Origin of the sequence: Sebaldella sp. S0638, assembly GCF_024158605.1 — a bacterium.
Taxonomy (GTDB): domain Bacteria; phylum Fusobacteriota; class Fusobacteriia; order Fusobacteriales; family Leptotrichiaceae; genus Sebaldella.
Genome location: NZ_JAMZGM010000003.1, coordinates 84,675 through 109,318, shown reverse-complemented (window position 1 = coordinate 109,318; position 24,644 = coordinate 84,675). Strand labels below are relative to the sequence as shown.

Sequence of the window (24,644 nt, the reverse complement as noted above, 5' to 3'; positions counted from 1 at the left end):
TATTTGTATCACCTGAAACTGTATATTAACAGAAAATTTCATATTATCAGAAACACTTCTTTATTTACAATTTACAAAAATTTTTCAATAATTAGATTATTAAAACTCTGAATTGAACTTTTGTATTATTTTTTTATGGTGTAAACTAAAATGAGAGAAGGTGACAGAGATGTTTTTAGATAAAAATGATATATTAATACTCAGGGAATTTTTGCATAAGGATAATATGCAGTTAAAAGAATTAATAGGATTATTGAATCTAAAAGAACGTTCTATAAAGTATAAAATAGATAATATTAATCATGTCCTCAAGGAATCCGGATATGATATAAAGCTAAAATTTGAACATTTTAATCTCACGCTTATAGATAAAGAAAAAAAATTATCACAATTTTTGAAAACTTTCAAGATAGAAAACTACAGCTTTAGCAAAAGCGAAAGAGTAGATGTACTGGAATTCGCATATTTGATAACACTGAAAGCCTATAAGGCCGAAGAGCTGGAAGGCACTCTGAATATAGGAAGAACAGCTTTGAAAAGTGATCTATTCGAATTGAAGAAATGTTTTGGAAATGAAAATCTGAATTTCAGCTCTACGCCGAAATTAGGTTTGTCGGTAAAAGGTGATGAAAATACCATCAGACGGCTGCTGATAGAACACATTTTGAAATATTTTTATATAAAAGACTTTAAAGAATTGGTTTTAAAAGATGATATGTGTATGAAAAGCAGAGCTATAGAATTTTTTGCAGAAGATATTCTTAGTTACAATCTTCAGAAACTTTTTGAAATGCTGAAATCTATAGAAAAGAAAATGGATAAGGTAATGTCTGAGGAAGCGCACCGGATTTTGCTTGTCTATCTTCTTGTAAGTATCTTTCACACAAAAAAGTTCCCGCTTACTGCTGCTGATGTATCGAATGATGCTTTTCTCCGTAATGCAAAAGAGTATCAAATAGTCAGTGAAGTTATCGAAAAAGAAAATGAAATAAACTTTAATGAATATGAGGTATTAAAGTTTACGGAATATCTTCTCGGAGCGTATTCATATAATTTTGATTATTCTTTTTATGAAAACTGGGTAAAGATAGAAACTCTTGTAAAGGAAATGATAAAGAACATAGAAGAAGAAACAGGGGTTTTGACAGCTGATAACGAAAAATTTGAGAAAGAACTGGTAAAATATCTCAGACCGGCAATATACAGGATAAAAAATGATATAAAAAACACAACTGTAGATTATAAAAAGGTTATGGAAAAATATAAATTTTTATATAAGACAACAGAAAAATCGCTGAAATCACTAGAGGAATTTTTGGGAAAGAAAATAGATAACAACGAAATAGCATATTTGACAGTATATCTTAGAATGGCTGCGGAGAATTACCGGAGAAATGAAAAAAGAGAAATTGATAAAAATATTATTGTAGTGTGCAAATACGGTTATGGTACATCCCAGCTCATAAAAGGGAGACTGGAGTATATATACAGGGTAAATAATGTGAAAATACTTCCTTATGAGGAGTTTCTGAGTTATGACCTAAAAGATATACAGCTTATAATTTCAAGTCTGGATCTGAAAAGAGGAAATAATAAAATTCCTATAATAAAAGTAAATCCTCTGCTTGATGATAACGATCTGAAAAAACTGGATTTTTATCTTGAAAGAAAAGTACCGAGAAAAATTGAAGTAGAGAAAATAATGAAAATAATTAATAAATATACTCCTGTGGACAGAAATCCGGAAATGATGAAAGAACTTGCAGAATACTGTAATGACATAAGATATGAAAATGATACTGCACTTCTGGATCTGCTGCCTGAGGATGAATTTGAGGCGGAATAGATAAAAAGCGGAATAAATAAAAAAAGACGAAAATAAAAATTTTTCGTTTTTTTTATTGTTATATTTATAATATTATTCATAATATTATAAACGATAAAAAATTTAAACAATTTGTGATTATTCATAAAAAAATGTTACAATGGATATAAAAAATAAGTGATTAACGGTGGTGATAATTAATGAAAAAAGTATTTTTTATAGCTGATACTCATTTTGGACACAAAGAAATCATAGGTTTTGAAAATCGTCCATTTGAAAATGTGGAGGAGATGAATGAGATATTAATTCAAAACTGGAATAAAACAGTCTCTGAAAATGACGAGATATTTATACTGGGAGATTTTGCCTTCGGGAAAAAAGAAGAGATACAAAATTATATTTCAGCTTTAAACGGTTATAAAGTAATGGTTCTGGGGAATCATGACAGGGTTTATCCGCTGTCATGGTGGAAAGAAACAGGAATAGAAGAAGTAATACAGTATCCTGTAATATACAGAGAATGGTTTATACTGTCACATGAACCGTTATATATTAATAAAAATATGCCGTATGCTAATATTTTTGGTCATGTTCACGGAAATCCGCTTTATACTGATGTATCGGGACAGAGTTTTTGTGTTTCTGCCGAAAGGATAAATTATACCCCGCTGGATTTTGAAGAAATGCTGAAAAGAATGAAAAATGCAGGAAGTTTGGAGGAAGAATCATGAGTTGGGATGTAGTGCTTATAAAAACAAAAACTAATAAAGAGAAGATTGAGAATATAAAAACACCGGTTCAGTTTGACAGAGATATTTTTATAAAAGAAATGAAAAAATATGTACCGGATTTGAATATTGAAGATAAAACATGGCTTTTTTTGAACAGGGAATATTATTCAGTGGAATTTAACATGGGAAAAGAGAAAAAAGCGGATTGTATAATGCTTCATATCAGAGGGGGCAAAGAGCCTGAGGATTTATTCGAAATTATACTGGAGAAATTCCAATGCAGGATATTTGACTGTTCTTCCGGTGAATTTATCGGGAATGGAATAGAAAGTGCCTTTGGGAAATGGAAGGAATACAGGGATAAAGTAATTGGAAAGTAAAATTTTGCATAATAAAAAAAAGGAGATTGAAAAGCAATTCTCCTTTTTTATTAAAATTTTCTTCCTCCCCCGCCGTGTGTTTTTCCGCTGGATGATCTGTGGGTAGTAGCTCCGCCGCTACTGCTCCGACTTCCTCCTGATGAAGAAATCCCGCTGCTGCTCCGGCTGCCTGAACTTCCCCCTGATGAGTAAGTACGGACAGGTTCTTTTGGAATAATAGTCTGTGTTGTATTAGTGGATAAAAAATTATCTCTGCTGTAGGTTATCTTAAAATTATCCTGATAAGTACTTATGTGTGGTTTTCCAGAAATACTATTCGGAGAAAAAATAAATAAAATAAATGTTAGAAATCCTCCAGCTCCAAAACCAAAGAAAAGTGCCATAATAACAACACCAAATACAGTAATCTGCTCTTTTAAGGGCAGCTGAAAATTTTCCCATTCGTATATAAGAACCTCAGATTCAAATAAAAAATCATTTCCGGCTTTATAGTAATTACCCTGGCTAAGCCCCTCGTAAGCAGTGTCAAGAAGGGTTTCAATATCCCCGTCACTGAAAATTGTTATGGCTTTTCCTGCTGTACTTATCCATACTTCTCTTTCTTCCATATTTATAAGCATTAATAAACCAGAAGACTCTTCACCGTATCCAAAAGAATTATAATCATAAAAATCATCTGCATACTCCATAGAACTAAGTCCATTGGTAGAATTCGCAGTGACAATTGCTATATCGATGTTATGTTTAGCAAGAATATCCTTTGCCTTCAGTGCCAGATCTTTTTCCTGATCTTCTGTGAGCAGTTCCGCATAGTCATAGATTTTTATACTGGCATCGGCTTTCGGAACATCATCAGCAGAAGCTGAGACAGGAACTGTAAATATTATCATGAAAATCAGATAAATAATAAAAAAAATAGTTTTCTTCTTCAAATTAACATCCCGCCCACGAAAAAAATCAACGAAAGAATAAGACTGATCTTCAAATAAAGAAGCAGTGCTACTTTTAGACTTTTCGGAAGATGACCGGACATTTTTCCAGTCTGTCCATTCATGGCGAAGACATATTTTTGTCTGCCGGATTTAGCCATTAAAACCCACACAGGGAGCATTACATTAGTATAACTGATGTCTTTTTTATCAATTGAATGATTCGCACCCTGAAGGTAGGAATATTCACGGGCTGTATTTGTGAGCATGTTTTTTACACCGGGATAAACACGGGAAAAAACATTTTCTGCAGCTCTATTTATATTTTCGTCAGCTATTTCCGCAAAGTGTCCCGAAAGATATTCCATTTTAAAATTAAGCATCTGGCTGTAATCAAACGGTTCAAGTAACTCCATTAGATTATTGTCCATTTTTAGCGAGCCGTCCGCAGGAATATTTTTGAAAAGTATTTCACCTGATCTGGCAACATCATAGTCATCAGTTCTTGTATAACGATAATTACTGTCGCTCCAGGATTTACTCTTGATACCTCTTGCGGTAAAAGATGTTTTTACATCAAAATCAAAGAGCCAGTATGGGACATAAAGCCCGGATACTTCACCTGCTGCAACAAATTTTTTGAAGTTTTTGGGAAGAAATATTTTTCCGCTGCATAAAGACTGTAATTTTCGCACTGCTTCTTCTTTTTTCAGCTTAAAAGGAATAAGATAAGCAGGACGATTTTCTTCTTCTGTTAGCCGTGAAGCTATAATAGCAGGATTATGACAGTAAACACAAAAAGTAGCCGCAGTAGTGGGGGTAGTAATGATTTTTCCACCGCAGCTGGGACACACGTACATAGTGGCTTCTTCTTTCGGCTGAGCCTTGGCTGCCGGTGTGATTTCCTCTTCTTTTATGGTCTCACTGCTACCCAAAGCTTCTATTCGTTCCATGTCAGCACTGGTAAATTCCGAATCACAGAATCTACATTTCCAGCTTTGGCTTCCTATATCGAAAGAAAGAGGAGCGGAACAATTGGGACATTTATAACTGACAGTTTCCATAATTATCTCCTTCATAAAAAGTAAAGTTAAAAATCTTATTTCATAAAATACCGGTTTTTCTTATAATATTTATGAAAAACCGGAATTATGAATATATTAAGTAATTATAATTTTTTTCCGCATTTAGTACAGAATTTTGCACCTTCGGAAAGTTTTTCCCCGCATTCGGGACAAAACTTAGCTTCAGGTTTTTTTGTGCCGCATTCAGAACAGAACTGTCCGGAATTCTTGGCACCGCAGCTGCATGTCCATGTATTTTCATCAGAAGCTGCCTTTTGTTCATTTTCTGCTTTTTGTTGATTCATCTGAGCCTGATTGGCAGAACTCGCAGAAGACATAAAATTGCCCCCTGACTGCATTCCCATTCCTACCCCCATAAAAGTCTGACCTGCTCCTCCTTCGTTGGAACCGGCAGCCTCCAGTCCTCTTGCAACGCTTCCCTGAACATATCCTTCACGGATAGAGGGATCAGATAACATAGCTCCCTGATTTCTTATATTAATTAATTTTTTAGATTCTTCGTCATATGAAATACTTGCTATACCAACAGATTCAACAACCATTCCACGACGTTCCTTCCAGTCGCTGTCCAGAACATCAGACATGTATTTGGCAAGTTCCATTGATTTTGAAGTAACATGAGAAATACGTATGCCGTCAGCAGACATCTTATTAATGGCAGTCTGGAAAGCAGTCAGGAATTCTGCAAGATACAGCTGGTGAATATCTTCAATATTAACATTAACGGCATTTCTCGGAATTGCTTCCGCATAAAATTTCAGCGGATCTGTGATTCTTATTGAAAAATATCCATATGCACGCAGATATAATTCTGCATTATAGAAATTATCAAAATAATTTACAGGGTTAGTGGTCCCGAATGCGATATTTTTGATCTCCTGTGTGTTGATAAAGTAAACTTTTTGTGATGCAGAAGGAACTCCGCCGTATTTTACACGGTTAAAAGTCTCTTTCAAAGCTTCGCTGAAGCTGCCGTTAAATAAAGACGGCGCAGAGCTGTTGCTCACAGTATAATAACCGGCTTCTGCACTGTAATCAATGACTTTTCCTCCATCCACAAGAAGCATAAACTGATTCTGCCCTACCATAATAACTGACTTGTCAGTAATCAGATAATCTGTTCCTTTTCTGTTTTGGTTACGTTTGCTGTCACGATGTACTGCAACACCTCCGGACATAACAGTAGTATCCCCCATATTGTCAGCTTCAATGACTTCCAGCCACTGATCAGCAAGAGAGCCGCCCGCGGCAGAAGTTACTGCACGAATAATTCCCATAATATCATACCTTCCTTATTTATAATCTGATTATAATTTTTATTAAAAATTATATCATGAATACAACATATATTTCAAATTTACTTATATTTTTTGCGATAAAATCAGAAGAAAAGAAATTTTTAAAAAAGTGTTGACTTTATAGAAAAAATAAGATATACTTTTTATAGACTGACGGTCGGTCTATGAAAAGAGGTGATGAAAATGAGAGTTATAAAAAAGCCGGATGAGCGTAGAAATGAGATATTGGATGCAGCAGAAAAACTTTTTACCGGAAAAGGATATATGAAAACCACAATAAACGATATCTTACAGGAAGTAGGGATTGCCAAAGGGACTTTCTATTACTATTTTAAGTCAAAAGAAGAAGTTATGGATGCAGTATCAATGAGATATATTGATCTAGGAACAGAAGCAGTAAAGAAAATAACTGAAGATAAAAATCTTAGAGGAACAGAAAAGCTTAGAATACTCCTGACTCAGGATATAACTAAATCAGAAAATAAAGATGAGATGCTAGAAGAGTTTCATCAGGCGGGAGATGCGGAAATGCACCAGAGAAGTCTGCTGATGTCAATAGAACGTCTGACCCCGCTGATAACCAATGTAGTATTGCAGGGGATAGAAGAAGGAGATTTTAATACGCCGTATCCGAGAGAAATAGTGGAATTCATCCTTGTTTCCCTGAATATAATCTTTGATGAAGGATTATTCAAGTGGACTCCTGAGGAAAAAATCCAAAAAGCCAGAGGAATGGCTTACCTAATGGAAAAATCCCTTGGGGCAGCAGAAGGAAGCTTTGATTACCTTACAGACAGTGTAATAGTAAAAGAATAAGAAAATATTATAAAAAACAGGAGGAAAAATTATGAATAAAACAGAGATGAGCAGAAGAGTATCAGAAAAATCAGGAATAGATTTTGAAGTATGCAGAAAAGTAGTAGATGCTTTAGAGAAAGTAATGGAGGAAGAATTGGCAGATACTAAAGGACTTGGCGGGAAAATTGATAAAATATATAATGTGATGCATTTTTTTAAAGGGAAAAAAGAGGAAAATAAATAAAGGAAGAATACAGGGGATGTAGAAAATGATTTTGAGAATGGTAAAAAAGGATTTTCTGAGGAATAAGGCAACAATACTGACTTTATTTCTGTTTATAGTTCTTTCGTCATTGTTTGCCTCAGCGGGGAGCTGCATGGCAGCAGAACTTACAAGGTCAGTAAAGTATCTCTTGGAAAAGGCAGAAGTGCCGCATTTTATCCAGATGCATACCGGCGAGATAAACAGAGCTGCTGTCGAAAAATTTATTTCAGGCAGTAATTATGTAAAAGAAGCACAAATAGTGGAAATGCTAAGTATGGGAAACCGGAATATAATGTTTAACAGCAAGGAAGAAAAAGGGCAAAATGATATTATGGATATCAGTCTGATAAGGCAAAATGAGAAGTTTGATTTTCTGCTGAATCTGGATAACAATCCTGTAAGTGTAGAAAGAGGAAAAATCGCAGTTCCTGTTTACTATATGCAAAAGGAAAAACTGAAAAAAGGGGATAAAATAAGAATTCAAGACGGGGATTTTAGTACCGAACTGATAATTTCCGATTTTATAAGAGATGCACAGATGAATTCTGCAATTATACACTCAAAACGTTTTGTAATAAATGAAGAAGATTTTAAGAATATAAAAAACAGGGCAGGGAAAAGAGAAGAATCAATTGAGTTCCAAATAAATGATATAAAGAATCTCAGAAATTTTGCGGCGGAATACAGCGAAGCAGGCTTTGGATTAAACGGCCCTGTTGTTGATTATAATCTGTTTATACTTCTGAATGCCATAACAGACGGAATAATAATAGCAGCAGTTATGTCAGTGAGTGTAATAATAAATATAGTAGCACTCCTGTGTCTGAGTTTTACTGTTTTGGCCTCTCTGGAAGAGGATTACTGTGAAATAGGCACAATGAAAGCAATAGGTATGCAAAATAAAGATATAAAGAAAATATACACTGCTAAGTATGGAGTAATAACAGCTTTAGGATGTGTTTTAGGTTATTTTCTGTCATTGACCGTAAAAGATTTTCTGATATCGCATATAAATCTTTATATGGGGAAAACACCGTCAAATGTAACAGAGTATATTTTGGCAGCTTTTGTATCATTGACAGTATTTTTAATAATAATGCTGTTTTGTATGTTAATTTTGAGGAAATTCAGAAAAATAAGCGCTGTGGAAGCATTAAGAACAGGGGTAAAAGATAAGCGGAAAAATTGGGGGATAAAATTAAAAAATTTCAGAGTATTCAGCACAGATATTTTTCTTGGGATAAAAGATATTTTAGTAAGGTTTAAGCTCTACAGAATATTATTTCTGATTTTTTTTATCAGTTCTTTTCTGGTAATTGTTCCTGTAAATTTTCTGAATACAATAAAGTCACCTTCTTTTATAGTTTACACCGGGGCGGCAGAAAGTGATATAAGGATAGACATACAGCAGGGAGAAAATATGGAAAGCGACTATGAAAAGATCATGTCGTATGCAGAAAATGACCGTGATATAGCGGACATTTCACCTGTAGCAGCAGAAAGAGTCCAAATAATGGATAATGAAGGAAACTATGAGGATATTGATATTGAAACAGGCGATTTTACAAAATTTCAGGCGGAATATATAAAAGGAAAGGCACCGTTAAAAAACGGAGAGATAGCACTTTCATATTTGAACAGCAGAGAAACAGGTAAAAATCCCGGAGATAAAATTATTTTGAAAATAAATGGATCAGTCGAACCGATGATTGTTACAGGAATATATCAGGATATTACAAACGGGGGTAAAACAGCAAAAGCCGTAATAAATAACAACGTCGGGCAAATACAGCGGTATGTGATAAATATAAATCTGAGAAACGGAGTAGAGACGAATAGGAAAATAGCAGAATACAAGAAACTTTTTACTGATGTAAAGATAACGTATCCTGAGGAATACATGAACCAGACCATGGGAGAAACTATAAAACACCTTGAGACCTTTACACTTATTGTAACAGCGGCGTCGGCGGGAATAGTAATATTGATGACCTCTTTATTTATAAAAATGCTTCTTTCCAAAGATAAATCTGAAATTTACGTACTTAGAAAAATAGGTTTATCTGTAAGAAATATAAGAATACAGTATATAGTAAGAATGACAGGGGTTATTATTCCGGGAATATTGTTCGGGAGTATCGCGGCTAATACCGCAGGACAAAAAATAACAGGTTTTATGTGGTCCTTTCTGGGAGCAGCAGAAATAAAATTTGTAATAGATCCCGTTAAGAGTTATATATTATGTCCGGTACTGTTAACTGTAATTGTGGTAATAACTACAATGGCAGCAACAGATTCGGTGAAAAAATTCTTTATTACGAAATAATTCAGAGAACAGGAGGGGCAGTGGAAATAATACTTGAAACCAAGGATATAAAAAAGACATATCTATTTGATAAAAATAAAGAACAGGAAGTTTTGAAGAATATAAATATAAAAGTAAAAAAAGGGGAATTTATATCAGTAATGGGACCGTCAGGTTCGGGAAAATCAACTCTGCTGTATAATATGTGCGGTATGGACAGGGTAACGTCAGGGAGACTTGTTTTTGAAGGGAATGATATATCCGGATATTCGGAAAACGAATTTTCAAAATTACGTCTGGAAAGAATAGGATTTATATTTCAGCATGTGAATTTTTTGAAAAATCTGAATATTTTTGATAATATTGCACTTCCTGCATATGCGGCAAAAATTCAAAGCCGAAAGGAAATAAATAAAAAAGCCGAGGAATTAATGGAAAAAACAGGTATCAGCGAGACAGGAGAAAAAGATATAACTGAGGTATCTGGCGGACAGCTGCAAAGGGCGGGTATTTGCAGGGCATTGATAAATAATCCGGATATTCTGTTTGGCGATGAACCCACAGGTGCTCTGAATTCTAAGTATACCAATGATATAATGGATATTATATGCAGAATAAATAAAGAGGGAACAACGGTTTTACTGGTGACCCATGATATAAAAGTAGCTTCCAGAAGTGAAAAAGTGCTTTTTATGAAGGATGGAAGCATAACAGGCGAGTATTATCTCGGTAAATATGAAGGTGAACTGAAGGGCAGAGAGGAAAAGTTATCGGAATGGCTTATGAAACTGGATTTTTAGAGCATCCAAAAAGTAAAATCAGTTAAAAATAAAAAAATTAATAGCATGTGTACAAAAAATAAAAACAAAATCAGGAGGAAAATTATGAAAAAATTATCAGTATTATTAGCTTTATTGGTATCAACAGCATTATTTGCAGAAAAAGAAAGAGAAAACAGTGTAGATCTGGGACTGGGAGTATTTTACAGAAACAGTGTATATAAAGAAAAAGACAGTAATGAAGTTCTGCCGCTTCCTGTGGCAGGAGTGAGATATAAAAGCTTTTATTATGAAGCACCGGTAGAATTGGGATATCACTTTTATGATATGGAAAATCTTACTTTGACAGCTTACGGAAGATATAATCTTTATACTGGATATAAACCTAAAGATATGGTGGATGAGTTCAGAGATATGGATAAGAGAAAAGATGATTTTCATTTGGGATTAAGGGGGAAATATAACTTTGGCCCGCTGCGTACAGGAATAATTGCCCATGTATCAGGAGATGTGTCAGGACAAAGTGACGGAATGCTTGCAAGGATAGAAATTAACCAGCCTGTTTTCCTTAGTGAAAAAGTTACGGTTCTTCCATATGCAGCTGTGGAATATATGACTGAAAACTACACTGATTATTACTTTGGAATAAAAGACAGCGAGGCTGCCAAAGGAATAAACAGCGGAAAAAGCTATAAACCTGATGATTCATTTAATTTTGAGGCAGGAATAAGAGGTATGGTAAAAGTAAACAGAAATGTAAATATATTTCTTAGTGCAGGATATACAAGATACGGTGACAGCATAGCAGACAGTCCGCTGGTAAGAGACAGGGATATTTATACAATAGGTGCCGGAGCATCTTATAGTTTCAGATTCTAATATAACAAAAAGGCTTGTTAGTTTTAACAAGCCTTTTATATATTTTATTAATTAATTTTTTTAGTTTGAATAATAAGAAATCTATTTGAAAATATTCTCTTTATCTTCCATATTTCTTATTTTTTGCCCATTATGTAATAAGCACCGCCTAAAGCACATCCTCCAACCATATTTCCAAGAGTCACCCATAATAAATTATATCCGAAACCTATTAATGATATTTCATGCGGATGCGGATATAATAACGCGGCTGAAAACAGACTCATATTGGCTACGCTGTGTTCAAATCCTGTAGTGATAAATGCAAAAAGACACCAGAATATCATAATAAGTTTTGCTGTTTCCTCTTTAAGCTTAACAGCTGAAAGAACCGCAAGGCAGACAAGAATATTACACAATACGCCTTTAAAAAATAAATCAGGTGCAGGTGTGTTCATCTTTGATTTTGCCATATTCAGTAAGAAGGCTGTGACATCTTTGTTTGCAGCATTTGAAAGAAAAAATAAAAGTCCCACAAGCATAGAACCCGCCAAATTTCCTATGTAACTGAATATCCAGATATTAATTCCGTCTTTTACAGTAATTTTTTTATTCAGCATACCTGAAAACATAGCCATATTATTACCTGTAAATAATTCTGAACCAACCATAATAACAAGGCTTAGTGCTATACCGAAACCAAGACCCATAAATACTTTGTACTGATATCCGCTCTGACTTGTAACACCTCCTACTGTCATAATAAGAAATATTCCAAGTCCCACATAAAATCCTGCAAGGACAGAGGCAATAAAGTATTTTGTCTTACTCTGTTTTAAGTATTTTACTTTTTTAATGCCGTATTCGTCAAGTTTTTCCAAAGTTTCGCTAAACATCTGTTCTCCTTTCTCTGTATCCTCACTATTCTATCATATGTGAAAAAAATATTTTGTAACAAATGAAACATTCTACATAATTTAATTCTAAAATAATCATAATATTAAGTGTTTTAATAAAATTACAAAAGAAAAAGAATTTTAGAAGCTGCAATATTCATTCAGAGTGTTTCTGTATATTCATTATGCTATTCATTTTATCAAAAGTAATCATCAGGAAAAAAAATATATAAATGAAAGAAGAGGAAATGCAGTAAGTCATATTTTAAAATGATTTTATACGAATAACAGTGCAGCTGTTAAATAAAATTTTTTATCAAAAATGAAAAAAAATTCATTAAAAAAATTGACTAATCTTTTTCTGATATAGTATAATGTTTTACGCATATCGACATACAAATCTAAAAAATAATCTTATAAAAGTAAAAACGGGAGGTTTATGATAGTTAAGAGGATAGAACATATTGATTTGATTTTATTATTTTTTCTGGTAATAATATTTGTAACGACGCCTATTCAGGAATTAGGGGCGGGATTGATGAGACTGATTATCTCAAGGGACACACTTATTACTGATTATACATCAGTAAGCGGTATAGGGCCTACACTGCTGAATGTATTTTTTGTCATGGCTTTTACTTTGTTAGTGCAAAGGATAAATAAAATTGAACTAAACGGGTTTGTTATGGCTGGTTTACTAACAACAATGGGATTTTCGTTTTTTGGTAAGAATATATATAATATTCTGCCTGTGTACGCAGGAGTTTATTTATATTCAAGATTTAATAACAAACCATTCAGACAGTATTTTGTAATAGCAATGTTTGGAGCCGGGCTGGCACCTATAGCTACCAATACTATAGAACTGAATATATTCTGGATTATTCTGGGTATAAGTATAAAGACTTTTTACGGTTTTATACTGGTTCCCCTTGCGAGTCATATAATAAGGTTTCATAATGGTTATGTCCTCTATAATATAGGCTTTACCGGCGGAATATTCGCCATGCTTTTTACGGGAATATTCAGGACACTGGGATATAAACTCGATGTAGTGGTAGATGTTAATCAGTCACAGTATGTTCATCAGATACTTCTTATGATACTGCTTTCAATATCCGGCTATTTTCTGCTCTTCGGACTCATAAAGGGAGGTTTTTGCTGGCATAAATATAAGCGGATGATGTCTATGAGCGGAAGGGCAATTACAGATTATTACGGTCTTTTCGGGGAGGAAATGACACTTATCAATATGGGGATTGTGGGCTTTCTGCTTACAATGGTAGCTTTGAGTACAGGACTTACACTAAATGGAGCAACAGTAGGATCAATAATAAGCGTAATAGGTTTTGCAGCTTTCGGGAAAAATCCCAAAAATATAACACCGGTAATAATAGGGTGTCTTCTTATAATAACGGCAACTAATGCCACCATTACACCAACAGTTATTCTGACTATTATTTTTGTTACAGGACTGGCTCCTCTGGCAGGAGAATATGGTTTTTTCATTGGTATAATAGCCGGAGTCATGCACTTTTGTCTGGTTCAGTATACAGCAGACTGGCAGGGCGGTGCGAATCTCTATAATAACGGATTTGCAGGCGGTTTTGTAGCAGGAATAATACACAGCATAATGGATAGTCTCTTTAGAAGAAAGGTTTGAAATGATTAATGAAATAAAGAAAAACGGTAAAATTATAGATGAACTTGTGACTTTTTTTCTGAAAAAGAAGTATTATCAGTTAAAAATGGATCTGAATTACTCACAGGAAAAAACAATTATAACTATTTTCCTTGGTAAACTTACTGACAAGGAATTCGAGCTGATAAAAGAATGTTTTTCACAGAAAAGAGACAGGGCAATGGAGGAATACGGCTGGATTCTTATGGGAGAAAGTGAAGTTTCGGCAGAGCTGAATCTCGTGGGAATGTGTGTAGATGAATTCCGCATGGAGAGAATCGAGGAGGACTTTGTTATGATAGAGCTGACAAGATATCATTAAAAAGTATCCGGACAGGGTGTTTAATATCAGGGACAAAGAATTTGACTTTTATCACATAAAAAGTTATAATAATTTAAATAAATGAGAATGGAGATGAGAGAGTGAATAATAATCTTGCTAATTAATAATTTGGGAATAGTGTATGACAGACAGCGCAAAGTTGTTTTGTTTTGCTTTTCCCGGCAGGAAAGTTATTACTCTCGATGAATATATATGAAATATCTGGTTTTAGAGACCATTTTATTTCGTTTCGGGTTGCGGGCTTTCCTGCAGCTCTTTTTTTATTAACCGGAGGTGATTTTATGTCGTTAATAGATATAAATAATTTAACATTCAGCTATGAAACCAGCTATGAAAATATTTTTGAGGATGTGTCTTTTCAGATAGATACAGATTGGAAATTAGGCTTTATAGGAAGAAACGGAAGAGGGAAAACTACATTTCTGAATCTTCTTTTGGGAAAATATGAATACAGAGGGAAGATTTCGTCATCAGTGACATTTGATTATTTTCCTTTTGAGGTAGAGGATAAGTCACGCGATACAATAGATATTATAGATTCTGTAAACAGCAGCTATGAATTATGGGAGCTGAACAGAGAATTTTCATGGCTTGATGTAGATCAGGATGTCTTGTACAGACCGTTTGAGACTTTGAGTAACGGAGAGCAGACCAAGGTTCTGCTTGCTGCATTGCTCTTAAAAGAGCAGAATTTTCTTCTCCTTGACGAGCCTACGAACCATCTTGACGAGGAGGGAAAGGAAATAATAGCGGAATATCTGAAAACAAAAAAGGGATTTATACTTGTTTCACATGACAGAGACTTTCTGGATAAGATCATAGATCATGTGTTGTCAGTGAATAAAACAAATATAGATATAATGAAAGGGAATTTTTCTGACTGGAATTTGAAAAAAGAAAGGGAGGACAATCTGGAAACAGCAGAAAATGAAAGGCTGAAAAAAGATATAGGCAGACTGAAACAGGCGGCTAAAAGGACTTCCGCATGGTCTGAAAAAACAGAAGATTCAAAATTCGGAACCAGAGAGGGAGTAGACAGAGGTTTTTTGGGTCATAAATCAGCGAAAATGATGAAAAAATCAAAAAATATAGAGGCAAGGCAGAATAAAGCAATAGAGGAGAAATCCGGTCTGTTGAAAAATATAGAAACTGCCGAAAATCTAAAACTTCATTCTTTGGTATATCCTAAAGGTTCTCTGGCGGATATAAGTGACTTATCTATATTCTACGGGGATAAGGTATTATTTGAAGGGCTGGAATTTTCTGTTATGAACGGGGACAGAGTGGCGGTAAAAGGAAAGAACGGATCAGGTAAGTCAAGCCTGATAAAGCTTCTCGCAGGAGAGGACATCCCGCATTCGGGTCTGGTTAAAACGGGCAGCGGTCTGATTATTTCATATGTGCCGCAGGATGCTTCTTTTCTTTCAGGAACTTTAAGGTCATTCGCAGAGGACAGAGGGATAGATGAAACTCTTTTCAAATCAATACTGAGAAAACTGGACTTTGACAGAGGACAGTTTGATAAAAAACTGGATGAATACAGTGAGGGACAGAAGAAAAAAGTTCTGCTTGCAGGAAGTTTATCTGAATCGGCACATTTATATATATGGGATGAACCTTTGAATTTTATTGATGTAATTTCACGTATTCAGATAGAGGAATTAATACTAAATTATAATCCTACACTAATCTATGTGGAACATGACAGTGCTTTTAACAGGAAAACAGCAACTAAAATAATAAATCTTTAATAACAAGAGAGCAGTGATACAGCAGGTATTGCACATGCTCTCTTTTTGAATACGGCAGAGCAGAAAATAAAACAGTTTTTTTATTAAATAAGTCTGGTAAAATAGTAAAAATCTTTTTTGCAATTAGAGAAATATTATGTTATATTCTCATTACAGACAGCACGGCTGTTATATAGTTTTGGTAACACTTGCTTTAAATATGGATAATGAAAGGGTGAGGAACATGCAAAACAATGGTAACGGAGAAAACTGGAAAGAGATAAGGGGCAGGGTTCCCAGAAGCAGTCATGCAGAATGGGGAATTTCTGAGGAAAGAGACCCGCTCTCTATACTAAGGTCACAGGATAAGACAAGAATTGAGGAATTAGTGCCGATAAGATATGAACGTATGTCTGTGTCGCCGTTTACATATTTTCGGGGAGCAGCAGCGGTAATGGCACATGATTTATCAAAAACTTCTGTTACAGGAATACACGTACAAATCTGCGGAGATGCACATATAGGAAATTTTGGTATATTCGGATCTCCAGAAGGAACACTGCTCTTTGATATAAATGATTTTGACGAAACTATAAGAGGACCGTGGGAATGGGATTTGAAACGGCTTGCTGCGAGTATAATACTGGGCGGCGAATCTGTGGGATTCGGAAGAAAAGAGTGTATGAAGTATGCTTTTAATGCAGTACAGTCATATAAAGAAACAATGAAAGAAGCTACTGGGATGAATACTCTTGACCTGTGGTACACAAAAATAAAAATTTCGGAAATTGATATAAAAAAAGATAAGATAAAAAAAAGAGTTGATGCAATAAATGCCAAGGCACGAAGCCGTACAAGCCAGAAAGCAATGGAAAAATTCACACATATAATAGACGGTGAGAGAAAATTTATAGAAAATCCGCCTATAATAGAACATGTTTTTAGTGATGAGGAATTGAGATTTGTGCATAACGGTATGAAGAGTTACCGTGAGACTATTTCAAGCGAGAAAAGACTCATACTAAACAGGTTCAGAGTAGTAGATATAGTTAGAAAAGTAGTAGGTGTGGGAAGTGTGGGAACACCTTGTTATGCAGTGCTGCTTCTCGGAAAAGACGATAATGATCCTTTGATTATGCAGGTAAAAGGTGCCTCAAAATCAGTATTTGAGCCTTATCTGAAAACTGATGCCTATGTTAACGGAGGGCATCGTGTAGTGGCAGGACAGAGAGCAATACAGGCCGGCAGTGATATTTTTCTCGGCTGGGGGAAGCTTAATGAGAATGATTTTTATGTCAGGCAGCTTTGGAATATGAAAGGGTCTATACCAATGGAGGAGATAAGAGAAGAAGGTTTCGATCTTTACGGTCAGGCGTGCGGGAAAGCTCTTGCTTATGCACATGCTAACACAGGAAACCGTTTCGCCATATCTGATTATCTCGGGAAGTCAGATACATTCGCCGAAGCGGTGGCAGAGTTTGCTGGAAAGTATGCCGATCAGACACAGAAAGATCACAGGCAGCTTTTGGATGCCATGGAAAACGGTGTTTTTGAATGAGAGGAAACGGGAAGTATGAGAACTTTATTTATGGACTAAGAGAGCGAAACATAGGAGAATATTTATAGTAGAAATACATATAAATAAAAACAGAAAATTTAGAAAAAAATTAAGAGATAGATTACTTCAAAAAACTACGAAGATATTTATCTCTTTTTTTATTTAATTTTTAAGGTATAGTTATAGCGAAAGGAAGATGAGTATGTTAATAGATAAAAAAGATATCGGCATATTGGAATTTTTTCTGAATGAAAATTCTGTTTCTGTAAAAAAACTGGAAGATGATATTAATGTCACAGAAAGAGCAATAAGAACCAGACTTGAAAATCTGAATTATGTATTTCATAAAAGTAATATGAAGGCAGAATTGAAGATAGAAAAGAATATGGCAGTATTAAGCAGGAAAAATGAAAACCTGAGAAAGTTTCTTGAAGAATTCGATTTGGGAAATTATAACTTTAATAAATATGAAAGAATGGAAATAATTTACTTTTTTTCTCTTATATCAGAAGAGGGTTTCAAATTCGGAACACTTGAAAAAATTCTGAATGTGGGAAAAAGCACATTGAAAAATGATATGAAGGAAGTACGGGAGGAGCTTCACAAACTGGGATTTTCATTTATTTCAAAACCTAAAAAAGGCCTTATACTCGTAGGAAATGAAAATAATATACGAAAACTGCTTTTGGAATATATATTAAAGTATTTCTACATAAAAAACTTTGACAGTATCGAAATAAGAGAACAGACAGAGCCTGTGGCAAGAACGGTAAATGTTCTTGTGAAACAGCTGAAAACAGAAGATATAAAATTATATTTTAATTTTTTGAAAAAAATCGAAGAAAAAATGAAAAAGATGATTTCAGATGAGGGATTCGAGGTACTGATTATATATCTGATGATTATTCACAGCAGAAATACAGAGGACAGACTTTTGGAAGAACATATTTCAAATGAAAATTTTCTTAGGGCAACAAATGAGTATAAAGTATTAAATAAACTTATTCAGGATTGGAAGTATCAATATAACAGATTTAGCAGCAATGAGTTTGAAATACTGAAATTTGTGGAATATCTTTTGGGAACACACTCATATAACTTTGATTACTCATTTTATGAGAACTGGATACAGATAGAAACCCTTATCAGGGAAATTATAAAGAATGTAGATGAAAAGCTGGATATCTCAATTGTTAATGATAATCTGCTTGAGGAAGGACTGATTAACCATATAAGACCTACAATATACAGAATAAAAAATAATATAAGACTGAAAAAGCTTGATTTGAATGAAGTTACGGAAAGATACTCGGTACTGCTTAACATAGTGAGGGAATCAGTAAAACCTCTGGAGGATTATCTCGGAAAAAGCATGGAAATAGAGGAACTGGTGTATTTAACAATATATTTTAAGCTGGCGGTGGACAGAAAAAAGAAAAAGCTTGCCAGACATATAAATAATATTCTTATAGTATGTAATTTCGGCTATGGAACATCAAGACTTCTTGTGGAAAATCTTAAAGAAAGATATCTCCTGAATATAACAGATGTAATTCCATATAATAATTTTCTTGATTATGACCTGAAAGATACCGATATTATTATATCTACAATTGATATAAATCTGAAACATTCTGAAATTCCGGTAATTAAAGTGAGTCCCATACTGGACAGCGACGACGAAAAGAAGATAAAAAAGTATCTGAAAGAAAAAACATATGAAAGCGTAAGTATGGGAAAAGTAATGGAAATAATAGAAAAATACGGAAGAATAGAAAACCGGAATGCTATGGAAAAGGAACTGGAATTGTATTTAAATGTAAACAGAGAGGAGGAAAAAGAATATATAAAAACACTTCCGGAGATACTGCCAGCAGAAAATATGAAAATTACCGGGGAAGTAAAAAACTGGCAGGAAGGAATAAGGGAGTCAGGTAAGATATTACTTGAGAACGGCTATATAAAAGAGAGCTATATAGAAGAATGCGTAGAAATAATCTATGAAAAAGGCATGTATATGTTAATAGGAAAAAATATAATACTGCCTCACGGAAGTATTAAGAAAAATGTTTTTAAGACAGGAATGAGTTTTTTGAAATTAAAAAAAGAAATTGAATTTCCGGAAAACATAAAAATAAAAAACATAGTAATGTTGGCGACACTTGATAAAAAAGAACATATAAATGCATTTTTGCAGCTGAAAAAAATTATAGATGAAACGAAATTTCTGGATGATATCGAAAAGATCACAGATGAGAGAAAATTATATGATTTGATGACAGCAAAATTTGAAAAGATAAAGGATAAAAATTTTGAAATTTTAAAATATAAATAACAGGAAAGGATTATACAGATGGCAATAGTTGATAATTTAGACAAAAAGTATGTTTTTTTGCACAGAGATTTTGGGAGTAAAGAAGAGGCTTTTCATTTTATAAATGAAATTCTTCTTGAAGATAAGTGTGTAACAGAAGAGTACCTCCCGAAAGTATTGGAAAGAGAGAACACTTTTCCCACGGGAATGAAGCTGGAGGAAATAAATGTAGCTATTCCCCACATAGATTCCAAATATGTATTAAAGGAAAATCTGTTTGTGATTACCAGTAAAAAAGGAATTGAGTTTAATAATGCGGAAAATAACGGAGAAAAGCTAAATGTGAAAATAATATTCGGTTTATTAATAAAAGAACATAATACTCATATAAGCTTTCTTGTAAAACTAATAGAACTTTTTCAGGAAAATGACAAGCTGGAACAGATAGTGGAAAGTTCTGATAAAGATGAGGTAATAAAAATTTTGAAGGAAGTATTGAAATAGGAACTTTACATAGATTTATAACAGTTTTGGTTATTCGGATATGGTCAATACACTAAAGCTGAAATTACTACAGGGAAAGGAGTTATTATTTCAGTTTAAAAATATTTTTTATATTAAATTTAGGAGGAAATCATGAAAAAAAGAATTATTTTCGCTTGTACAAGCGGAATAGCAACGTCTACAGTTGCTACGGAAAAAGTGCTTCAATATTGTAAAAAAGAGGGAATAGAAGTAGACCCTATGCAGTCTAACGTCGGGACAATACCATCACAGGACGGAATGGCAGATCTGATCGTAGTTACCTCAGGGGTAAAATATAATCTGAAAACACCTATAATAAACGGACTGCCGTTGATTACGGGAATAGGAGAAGAGGCTCTTTTAAAGAAAATAGTAGAGATTTTAAAAGGAGGAGAAAATAATGGCTGAGACATTATTAAGAGTAGTTCAGTATATTCTCGGCATGGGACCGACAGTAATGCTGCCTATAGTTATATTTATAATGGCATCATGTCTGGGAGTAAAATTAAGCAGGGCATTGAGGGCTGCCATGACAATAGGAATGGGATTCGTGGGAATATTCCTTGTATTCGGGCTTTTGGTAGACAGTCTGGGACCGGCAGCACTGGATATGGTAAAAGAAACAGGAATAAATCTTCCTGTAGTGGATCTGGGATGGACACCGCTGGCAGCTATAGCATGGGCATCAAGAATAGCACCGTTTGTAGTGCCGCTTACAATTATTATAAACATAGTAATGCTTACTTTTAACTGGACAAAAACAGTAGATATAGATTTATGGAATTACTGGCATTTTGCCTTTGTAGGAGCATTGGTATACAGCAGCACGGGGAATTTCTTTTTAGGGCTTTTTGCAGCAGGACTGACAGCTGTAATAACATTCTTACTGGCAGACTGGTGTGCGCCAATGGTTCAGAAATATTTTGATCTGCCGGGAATATCACTGCCGACACTGTCATCAGCTATATTTTTCCCTGTGGGACTGCTGGGGAATGCAATAATAGACAAGATTCCGGGGCTGAATAAACTAAATGCCGATCCTGAAACTATCCAGAAAAGATTTGGTGTTTTCGGCGAACCGATGATGATAGGACTGATTCTTGGGGTAGTTATAGGAATATTGGCAAAATATGACCTGAAAGGTATTCTGAATTTAGGTATAAATCTCGGAGCGGTAATGCTTATTATGCCGAGAATGGTAAAACTGCTGATGGAAGGTCTGCTTCCTTTGTCAGATGCTATAAGAGATTTTCTGAGAAAGAGATATCCTGACAGGGATGACTTGTATATTGGTCTGGATATAGCAGTAGCAGTGGGGCATCCGTCAGTAATAGCAACAGCACTTATGTTAATACCAATGGGAATCCTTCTTGCAGTTATACTTCCGGGAAACAGACTTCTTCCGCTGGGCGATCTTGCCAATTTATGGGTGCCTATATCAATGGTAGTACTGGCATGTAAAGGAAACGTAATAAGATCATTTATTATAGGAATACCGATTTTAATAGGAAATCTGTATGTGGCTTCAGCAATAGCACCTGTTATTACAAGAATAGCAAAGAGTATAGATTTTCCTATAGGAACATCAAGTGAGATATCAAGCCTTTTGGACGGGGGAAATCCTTTCAGATTCTGGATGGTAAAAATTTTCGAAGGTAATTTTATAGCTTTGATACTGATACCTGTAATACTTATTATCATTGCATTTTTATATAAATCTACAAAGAAAGAGATGAAAGCAGAGTAAAAAGCAAGGAGAAAAAAATGTATTTTATAGGAATAGATGCAGGAACCACAAATTGCAAAATATGTCTGTTTACATTGCCTGATTTTACACTGGTATCAAAATATTCCTTTGTTACACCTAAAATAAATTTCGGAGACACCAGCGACTTTGATGTGGAAAAACTATGGGACGGAATAATGACAGGTATGCGGGAAACTGTGAAAGCTGCGGGAGATCCGGCTGAAATAAAGCATATATCAGTGGCAAGTGTGGGAGAAGCAGGCGTTTTGACAGATGCAGAGGGAAATATAAAAGGGCCTGTAATGACATGGTATGATACAAGGACAAAAGAGATTTCAGAAGCTGTGATAAAGAAAACAGGCAGACAGAAAATATATAATATAACAGGACTTCCTGCACACAGTAATTACAGCCTGAATAAAATATTATGGCTGAAGGAAAACATAAAAGAGTATCCTGAAAATGGAAAATGGCTTTGTATGGCTGAGTATATCGCATATAAATTCACAGGGATAAGAAAAGCAGAATTTTCACTGGCATCACGTACAATGGCTCTGGATATAAAAAATAAAAAATGGTCAGAAGATATACTAAAAGATGTACAGCTGGAAAGAGGATTATTTTCTGAACCGGCAGAATCAGGTGAAATAACAGGAACGGTAAGCAGAGAAACAGCACAGGCAGCAGGTATGAGTGAGACAACAACAGTTTCTACAGCAGGTCATGACCATATGTGCGGTTCTGTGGCAGCAGGGCTGTATGATGAGGGCGGCATATTAAATTCTACAGGAACAACAGAAGGGCTGCTGTTTTTGAAGAAGGAGCCGGGGCTTAATGATGACTTCTTTAAATTTAATTTTTCAAACGGGATTCATGTATTAAAGGACTTCTATACTATATATTCGTCACTTCCGTCAGCTGGGTATTCTGTGGAGTGGTATAAGGAAAAATTTGATGTTTCTGATGAGGAATTCAACAGGATTACAGAGAAACTTTATGAAAAGATAATGCAGAAAGAGTATGAGCCGAAAGCAGACGGGATTTTTATACCGCATTTAAGAGGAAGCGGGCCGCCGAGAAGAAGTATAGAGTCAAAAGCATTGTTTTACGGGATTACAGAAAGAACAACAAAGGAAGAACTTCTGCTTATTATATTTCAGGGGCTGTGCTTTGAACTGAAAAATCTGCTGAACTCCATAGAAGAACTCACAGAACATAAATTCGCAGAAATAAAGGTCATTGGAGCGGCATGTAAAAATAAGTTATGGCTGAAATTAAAGGCAGATATACTTGGGAGAGATATAGCGGTATATGAAATAGACGAGGCTGTGAGCAAAGGTGCAGCAATACTGGGAGCATATAAAAACGGTTATATTAAGGATTTCAAGATCGCAGAAAAAAGCGGAGAAATAAGAAAAGTGACACCTGATAAAAAAGCATCTGAATATTACAATAAAATTTTTACAACGCTTTATAAACCATTCTATGATTTTAAAGCAGATATTGAAGATAAAGTTTAATAATGTTTTGTATAGAAATATTACCGGAACGGAGGAAGAATGAAGGCAAGTGTATATTACGGAAAAGGGGATATCAGGTATGAGGAAACAGAGGTTCCTGAAATAGGAGACGGGGAAATACTAATGAAAATGGAAGCCTGCGGTCTTTGCGGGACAGATATTCATAAGGCACTGGATGGAACAGTAAAGGGGCCTGTGGTACTCGGGCATGAAGCAGTAGGGAAGATAGTAAAAAAAGGTGAGAATACAGAAAAATTTAACATTGGAGACAGAATAATAACAGCAATACATGTGCCGTGTTTTACATGTCATTATTGCAATAAAGGGCAGTACACACTGTGTGAACAGTTCAAAAAGACAAATATAGAGCCTGGGGGATTTGCAGAATATATCAGAATTCCGAAAGAACATGTGAAGCATCTTGTACACATAGTACCCGAAGGAGTATCTGTGGAGGAAGCCACGCTGGCAGAGCCTGTGGCATGCTGTATTCACGGGCTGAAAGCAGCAGACATACAGACAGGAGACAGTGTTATGATAATGGGGGCAGGACAGATAGGAACAATACACGGTCAGCTTGCCAGCTTAAAAGGAGCAGAAAAGGTAATAATAACAGATATTTCTGAATTTAAACTAAAAAAAGCCAAGGAGCTGGGTGTAGATTATACAATTAATGTTCTGAATGAAAATCTCGGCGAAAAGGTAAATGAAATAACAAACGGTAATGGTCTGGATATAATTATAATAGCAGCCGGGAATTCTTCACTGCTTGCCGAAGCTGTGGGTCTTTTGAGAAGAGGAGGAAAAATAATAGTTTTCTCGCCTTTTGACAAAGATAATATGGTGGAAATAGATGCAGGAAGATTTTTTAGAGATGAAATTTCGATAATAGGGACATATTCAGTAACTCCTTATGACTTTCCGGAAGCTATGGATATTATAGAAAAAAAGAAAATAAATATAAAAGATATGATTACGCATACTTTCCCGCTGGAAAAACTGAAAGAAGCGGTGGAACTGGCAGCAGATCCCAAAAATGAAAGTCTGAAAATAATAATTACAGCATAAGAAGGAGGA

At 34.8% G+C, this 24,644-nt stretch carries 22 protein-coding genes; 18 read left to right on the top strand and 4 right to left on the bottom strand.

The window, feature by feature from the left end; translation table 11 throughout:
* The first annotated feature begins 169 nt into the window (after window positions 1-169).
* The 3 genes from NK213_RS02060 to NK213_RS02050 all read left to right on the top strand — a co-directional run bounded on the left by NK213_RS02060 (window position 170) and on the right by NK213_RS02050 (window position 2,936).
* Complete coding sequence (locus NK213_RS02060) at window positions 170-1,846, top strand: PRD domain-containing protein (RefSeq protein ID WP_253346283.1); 1,677 nt, start codon at window positions 170-172, stop codon at window positions 1,844-1,846.
* Between the two features lie 179 nt (window positions 1,847-2,025).
* The gene (locus NK213_RS02055) at window positions 2,026-2,556 is read left to right on the top strand and encodes a metallophosphoesterase (RefSeq protein WP_253346282.1); all 531 of its coding nucleotides are present in this window, start codon (window positions 2,026-2,028) and stop codon (window positions 2,554-2,556) included.
* Complete coding sequence (locus tag NK213_RS02050) at window positions 2,553-2,936, top strand: hypothetical protein (RefSeq protein ID WP_253346281.1); 384 nt, start codon at window positions 2,553-2,555, stop codon at window positions 2,934-2,936. Before NK213_RS02055 ends, NK213_RS02050 begins: the two co-directional genes overlap by 4 nt.
* Before the next feature lie 50 nt (window positions 2,937-2,986).
* Here NK213_RS02050 and NK213_RS02045 read toward each other — a convergent pair whose 3' ends face one another.
* The 3 genes from NK213_RS02045 to NK213_RS02035 all read right to left on the bottom strand — a co-directional run bounded on the left by NK213_RS02045 (window position 2,987) and on the right by NK213_RS02035 (window position 6,227).
* Window positions 2,987-3,868 (bottom strand): TPM domain-containing protein, encoded by an 882-nt coding sequence (locus NK213_RS02045; RefSeq protein WP_253346280.1) that lies wholly within the window; start codon window positions 3,866-3,868, stop codon window positions 2,987-2,989.
* Window positions 3,865-4,929 (bottom strand): hypothetical protein, encoded by a 1,065-nt coding sequence (locus tag NK213_RS02040; protein ID WP_253346279.1) that lies wholly within the window; start codon window positions 4,927-4,929, stop codon window positions 3,865-3,867. The genes NK213_RS02045 and NK213_RS02040 overlap by 4 nt, the downstream gene beginning before the upstream one ends.
* Before the next feature lie 104 nt (window positions 4,930-5,033).
* A complete protein-coding gene (locus NK213_RS02035) occupies window positions 5,034-6,227 on the bottom strand; it encodes an SPFH domain-containing protein (RefSeq protein ID WP_253346278.1) in 1,194 nt (397 codons plus the stop codon).
* Window positions 6,228-6,431: 204 nt separating this feature from the next.
* On the opposite strand from NK213_RS02035, the gene NK213_RS02030 reads away from it, so the two are divergent.
* The 5 genes from NK213_RS02030 to NK213_RS02010 all read left to right on the top strand — a co-directional run bounded on the left by NK213_RS02030 (window position 6,432) and on the right by NK213_RS02010 (window position 11,274).
* A complete protein-coding gene (locus tag NK213_RS02030) occupies window positions 6,432-7,064 on the top strand; it encodes a TetR/AcrR family transcriptional regulator (RefSeq protein ID WP_253346277.1) in 633 nt (210 codons plus the stop codon).
* A gap of 31 nt (window positions 7,065-7,095) precedes the next feature.
* On the top strand, window positions 7,096-7,290 hold the full coding sequence (locus NK213_RS02025; protein WP_253346276.1) for an HU family DNA-binding protein: 195 nt from the start codon (window positions 7,096-7,098) through the stop codon (window positions 7,288-7,290).
* 25 nt (window positions 7,291-7,315) lie between these two features.
* Entirely contained in the window at window positions 7,316-9,637 is a 2,322-nt protein-coding gene (locus NK213_RS02020) for an FtsX-like permease family protein (RefSeq protein ID WP_253346275.1), read from the top strand.
* A gap of 20 nt (window positions 9,638-9,657) precedes the next feature.
* Complete coding sequence (locus NK213_RS02015; protein ID WP_253346274.1) at window positions 9,658-10,416, top strand: ATP-binding cassette domain-containing protein; 759 nt, start codon at window positions 9,658-9,660, stop codon at window positions 10,414-10,416.
* Window positions 10,417-10,500: 84 nt separating this feature from the next.
* Window positions 10,501-11,274 carry a MipA/OmpV family protein gene (locus NK213_RS02010; protein ID WP_253346273.1) on the top strand — a complete coding sequence of 258 codons (774 nt, stop codon included), beginning with the start codon at window positions 10,501-10,503 and terminating at the stop codon, window positions 11,272-11,274.
* Window positions 11,275-11,390: 116 nt separating this feature from the next.
* Here NK213_RS02010 and NK213_RS02005 read toward each other — a convergent pair whose 3' ends face one another.
* A complete protein-coding gene (locus tag NK213_RS02005; RefSeq protein ID WP_253346272.1) occupies window positions 11,391-12,149 on the bottom strand; it encodes a formate/nitrite transporter family protein in 759 nt (252 codons plus the stop codon).
* A gap of 439 nt (window positions 12,150-12,588) precedes the next feature.
* On the opposite strand from NK213_RS02005, the gene NK213_RS02000 reads away from it, so the two are divergent.
* The 10 genes from NK213_RS02000 to NK213_RS01955 all read left to right on the top strand — a co-directional run bounded on the left by NK213_RS02000 (window position 12,589) and on the right by NK213_RS01955 (window position 24,635).
* On the top strand, window positions 12,589-13,812 hold the full coding sequence (locus NK213_RS02000) for a DUF1576 domain-containing protein (RefSeq protein ID WP_253346271.1): 1,224 nt from the start codon (window positions 12,589-12,591) through the stop codon (window positions 13,810-13,812).
* A 1-nt stretch (window position 13,813) separates the two neighbouring features.
* Window positions 13,814-14,152, top strand: coding sequence for a hypothetical protein (locus NK213_RS01995; protein ID WP_253346270.1), 339 nt, complete (start codon window positions 13,814-13,816; stop codon window positions 14,150-14,152).
* A 302-nt stretch (window positions 14,153-14,454) separates the two neighbouring features.
* On the top strand, window positions 14,455-15,924 hold the full coding sequence (gene abc-f, locus NK213_RS01990) for a ribosomal protection-like ABC-F family protein (protein WP_253346269.1): 1,470 nt from the start codon (window positions 14,455-14,457) through the stop codon (window positions 15,922-15,924).
* A 136-nt stretch (window positions 15,925-16,060) separates the two neighbouring features.
* On the top strand, window positions 16,061-17,461 hold the full coding sequence (locus tag NK213_RS01985; protein WP_253346268.1) for a DUF2252 domain-containing protein: 1,401 nt from the start codon (window positions 16,061-16,063) through the stop codon (window positions 17,459-17,461).
* 202 nt (window positions 17,462-17,663) lie between these two features.
* Window positions 17,664-19,796: a transcription antiterminator gene (locus NK213_RS01980; RefSeq protein ID WP_253346267.1), complete on the top strand. Its 2,133-nt coding sequence runs from the start codon at window positions 17,664-17,666 to the stop codon at window positions 19,794-19,796.
* Window positions 19,797-19,814: 18 nt separating this feature from the next.
* Complete coding sequence (locus NK213_RS01975) at window positions 19,815-20,279, top strand: PTS sugar transporter subunit IIA (RefSeq protein ID WP_253346266.1); 465 nt, start codon at window positions 19,815-19,817, stop codon at window positions 20,277-20,279.
* Window positions 20,280-20,411: 132 nt separating this feature from the next.
* Complete coding sequence (locus NK213_RS01970; protein ID WP_253346265.1) at window positions 20,412-20,708, top strand: PTS sugar transporter subunit IIB; 297 nt, start codon at window positions 20,412-20,414, stop codon at window positions 20,706-20,708.
* Window positions 20,701-22,047 carry a PTS galactitol transporter subunit IIC gene (locus NK213_RS01965; protein WP_253346264.1) on the top strand — a complete coding sequence of 449 codons (1,347 nt, stop codon included), beginning with the start codon at window positions 20,701-20,703 and terminating at the stop codon, window positions 22,045-22,047. Before NK213_RS01970 ends, NK213_RS01965 begins: the two co-directional genes overlap by 8 nt.
* A gap of 17 nt (window positions 22,048-22,064) precedes the next feature.
* Complete coding sequence (locus NK213_RS01960; RefSeq protein ID WP_253346263.1) at window positions 22,065-23,567, top strand: L-fuculokinase; 1,503 nt, start codon at window positions 22,065-22,067, stop codon at window positions 23,565-23,567.
* A gap of 39 nt (window positions 23,568-23,606) precedes the next feature.
* Window positions 23,607-24,635, top strand: a complete 1,029-nt coding sequence (locus NK213_RS01955) for a zinc-dependent dehydrogenase (RefSeq protein ID WP_253346262.1) — start codon at window positions 23,607-23,609, stop codon at window positions 24,633-24,635.
* The last annotated feature ends 9 nt before the right edge of the window (window positions 24,636-24,644 follow it).

Excerpts from the sequence above, each read along its gene's own strand:
- NK213_RS02060 (WP_253346283.1), top strand. The coding sequence starts at position 170 with ATGTTTTTAGATAAAAATGATATATTAATACTCAGGGAATTTTTGCAT.
- NK213_RS02055 (WP_253346282.1), top strand. The coding sequence starts at position 2,026 with ATGAAAAAAGTATTTTTTATAGCTGATACTCATTTTGGACACAAAGAA.
- NK213_RS02050 (WP_253346281.1), top strand. The coding sequence starts at position 2,553 with ATGAGTTGGGATGTAGTGCTTATAAAAACAAAAACTAATAAAGAGAAG.
- NK213_RS02040 (WP_253346279.1), bottom strand. The coding sequence starts at position 4,929 with ATGGAAACTGTCAGTTATAAATGTCCCAATTGTTCCGCTCCTCTTTCT.
- NK213_RS02035 (WP_253346278.1), bottom strand. The coding sequence starts at position 6,227 with ATGGGAATTATTCGTGCAGTAACTTCTGCCGCGGGCGGCTCTCTTGCT.
- NK213_RS02030 (WP_253346277.1), top strand. The coding sequence starts at position 6,432 with ATGAGAGTTATAAAAAAGCCGGATGAGCGTAGAAATGAGATATTGGAT.
- NK213_RS02025 (WP_253346276.1), top strand. The coding sequence starts at position 7,096 with ATGAATAAAACAGAGATGAGCAGAAGAGTATCAGAAAAATCAGGAATA.
- NK213_RS02020 (WP_253346275.1), top strand. The coding sequence starts at position 7,316 with ATGATTTTGAGAATGGTAAAAAAGGATTTTCTGAGGAATAAGGCAACA.
- NK213_RS02010 (WP_253346273.1), top strand. The coding sequence starts at position 10,501 with ATGAAAAAATTATCAGTATTATTAGCTTTATTGGTATCAACAGCATTA.
- NK213_RS02005 (WP_253346272.1), bottom strand. The coding sequence starts at position 12,149 with ATGTTTAGCGAAACTTTGGAAAAACTTGACGAATACGGCATTAAAAAA.
- NK213_RS02000 (WP_253346271.1), top strand. The coding sequence starts at position 12,589 with ATGATAGTTAAGAGGATAGAACATATTGATTTGATTTTATTATTTTTT.
- NK213_RS01995 (WP_253346270.1), top strand. The coding sequence starts at position 13,814 with ATGATTAATGAAATAAAGAAAAACGGTAAAATTATAGATGAACTTGTG.
- abc-f (WP_253346269.1), top strand. The coding sequence starts at position 14,455 with ATGTCGTTAATAGATATAAATAATTTAACATTCAGCTATGAAACCAGC.
- NK213_RS01985 (WP_253346268.1), top strand. The coding sequence starts at position 16,061 with ATGTTATATTCTCATTACAGACAGCACGGCTGTTATATAGTTTTGGTA.
- NK213_RS01980 (WP_253346267.1), top strand. The coding sequence starts at position 17,664 with ATGTTAATAGATAAAAAAGATATCGGCATATTGGAATTTTTTCTGAAT.
- NK213_RS01975 (WP_253346266.1), top strand. The coding sequence starts at position 19,815 with ATGGCAATAGTTGATAATTTAGACAAAAAGTATGTTTTTTTGCACAGA.
- NK213_RS01970 (WP_253346265.1), top strand. The coding sequence starts at position 20,412 with ATGAAAAAAAGAATTATTTTCGCTTGTACAAGCGGAATAGCAACGTCT.
- NK213_RS01965 (WP_253346264.1), top strand. The coding sequence starts at position 20,701 with ATGGCTGAGACATTATTAAGAGTAGTTCAGTATATTCTCGGCATGGGA.
- NK213_RS01960 (WP_253346263.1), top strand. The coding sequence starts at position 22,065 with ATGTATTTTATAGGAATAGATGCAGGAACCACAAATTGCAAAATATGT.
- NK213_RS01955 (WP_253346262.1), top strand. The coding sequence starts at position 23,607 with ATGAAGGCAAGTGTATATTACGGAAAAGGGGATATCAGGTATGAGGAA.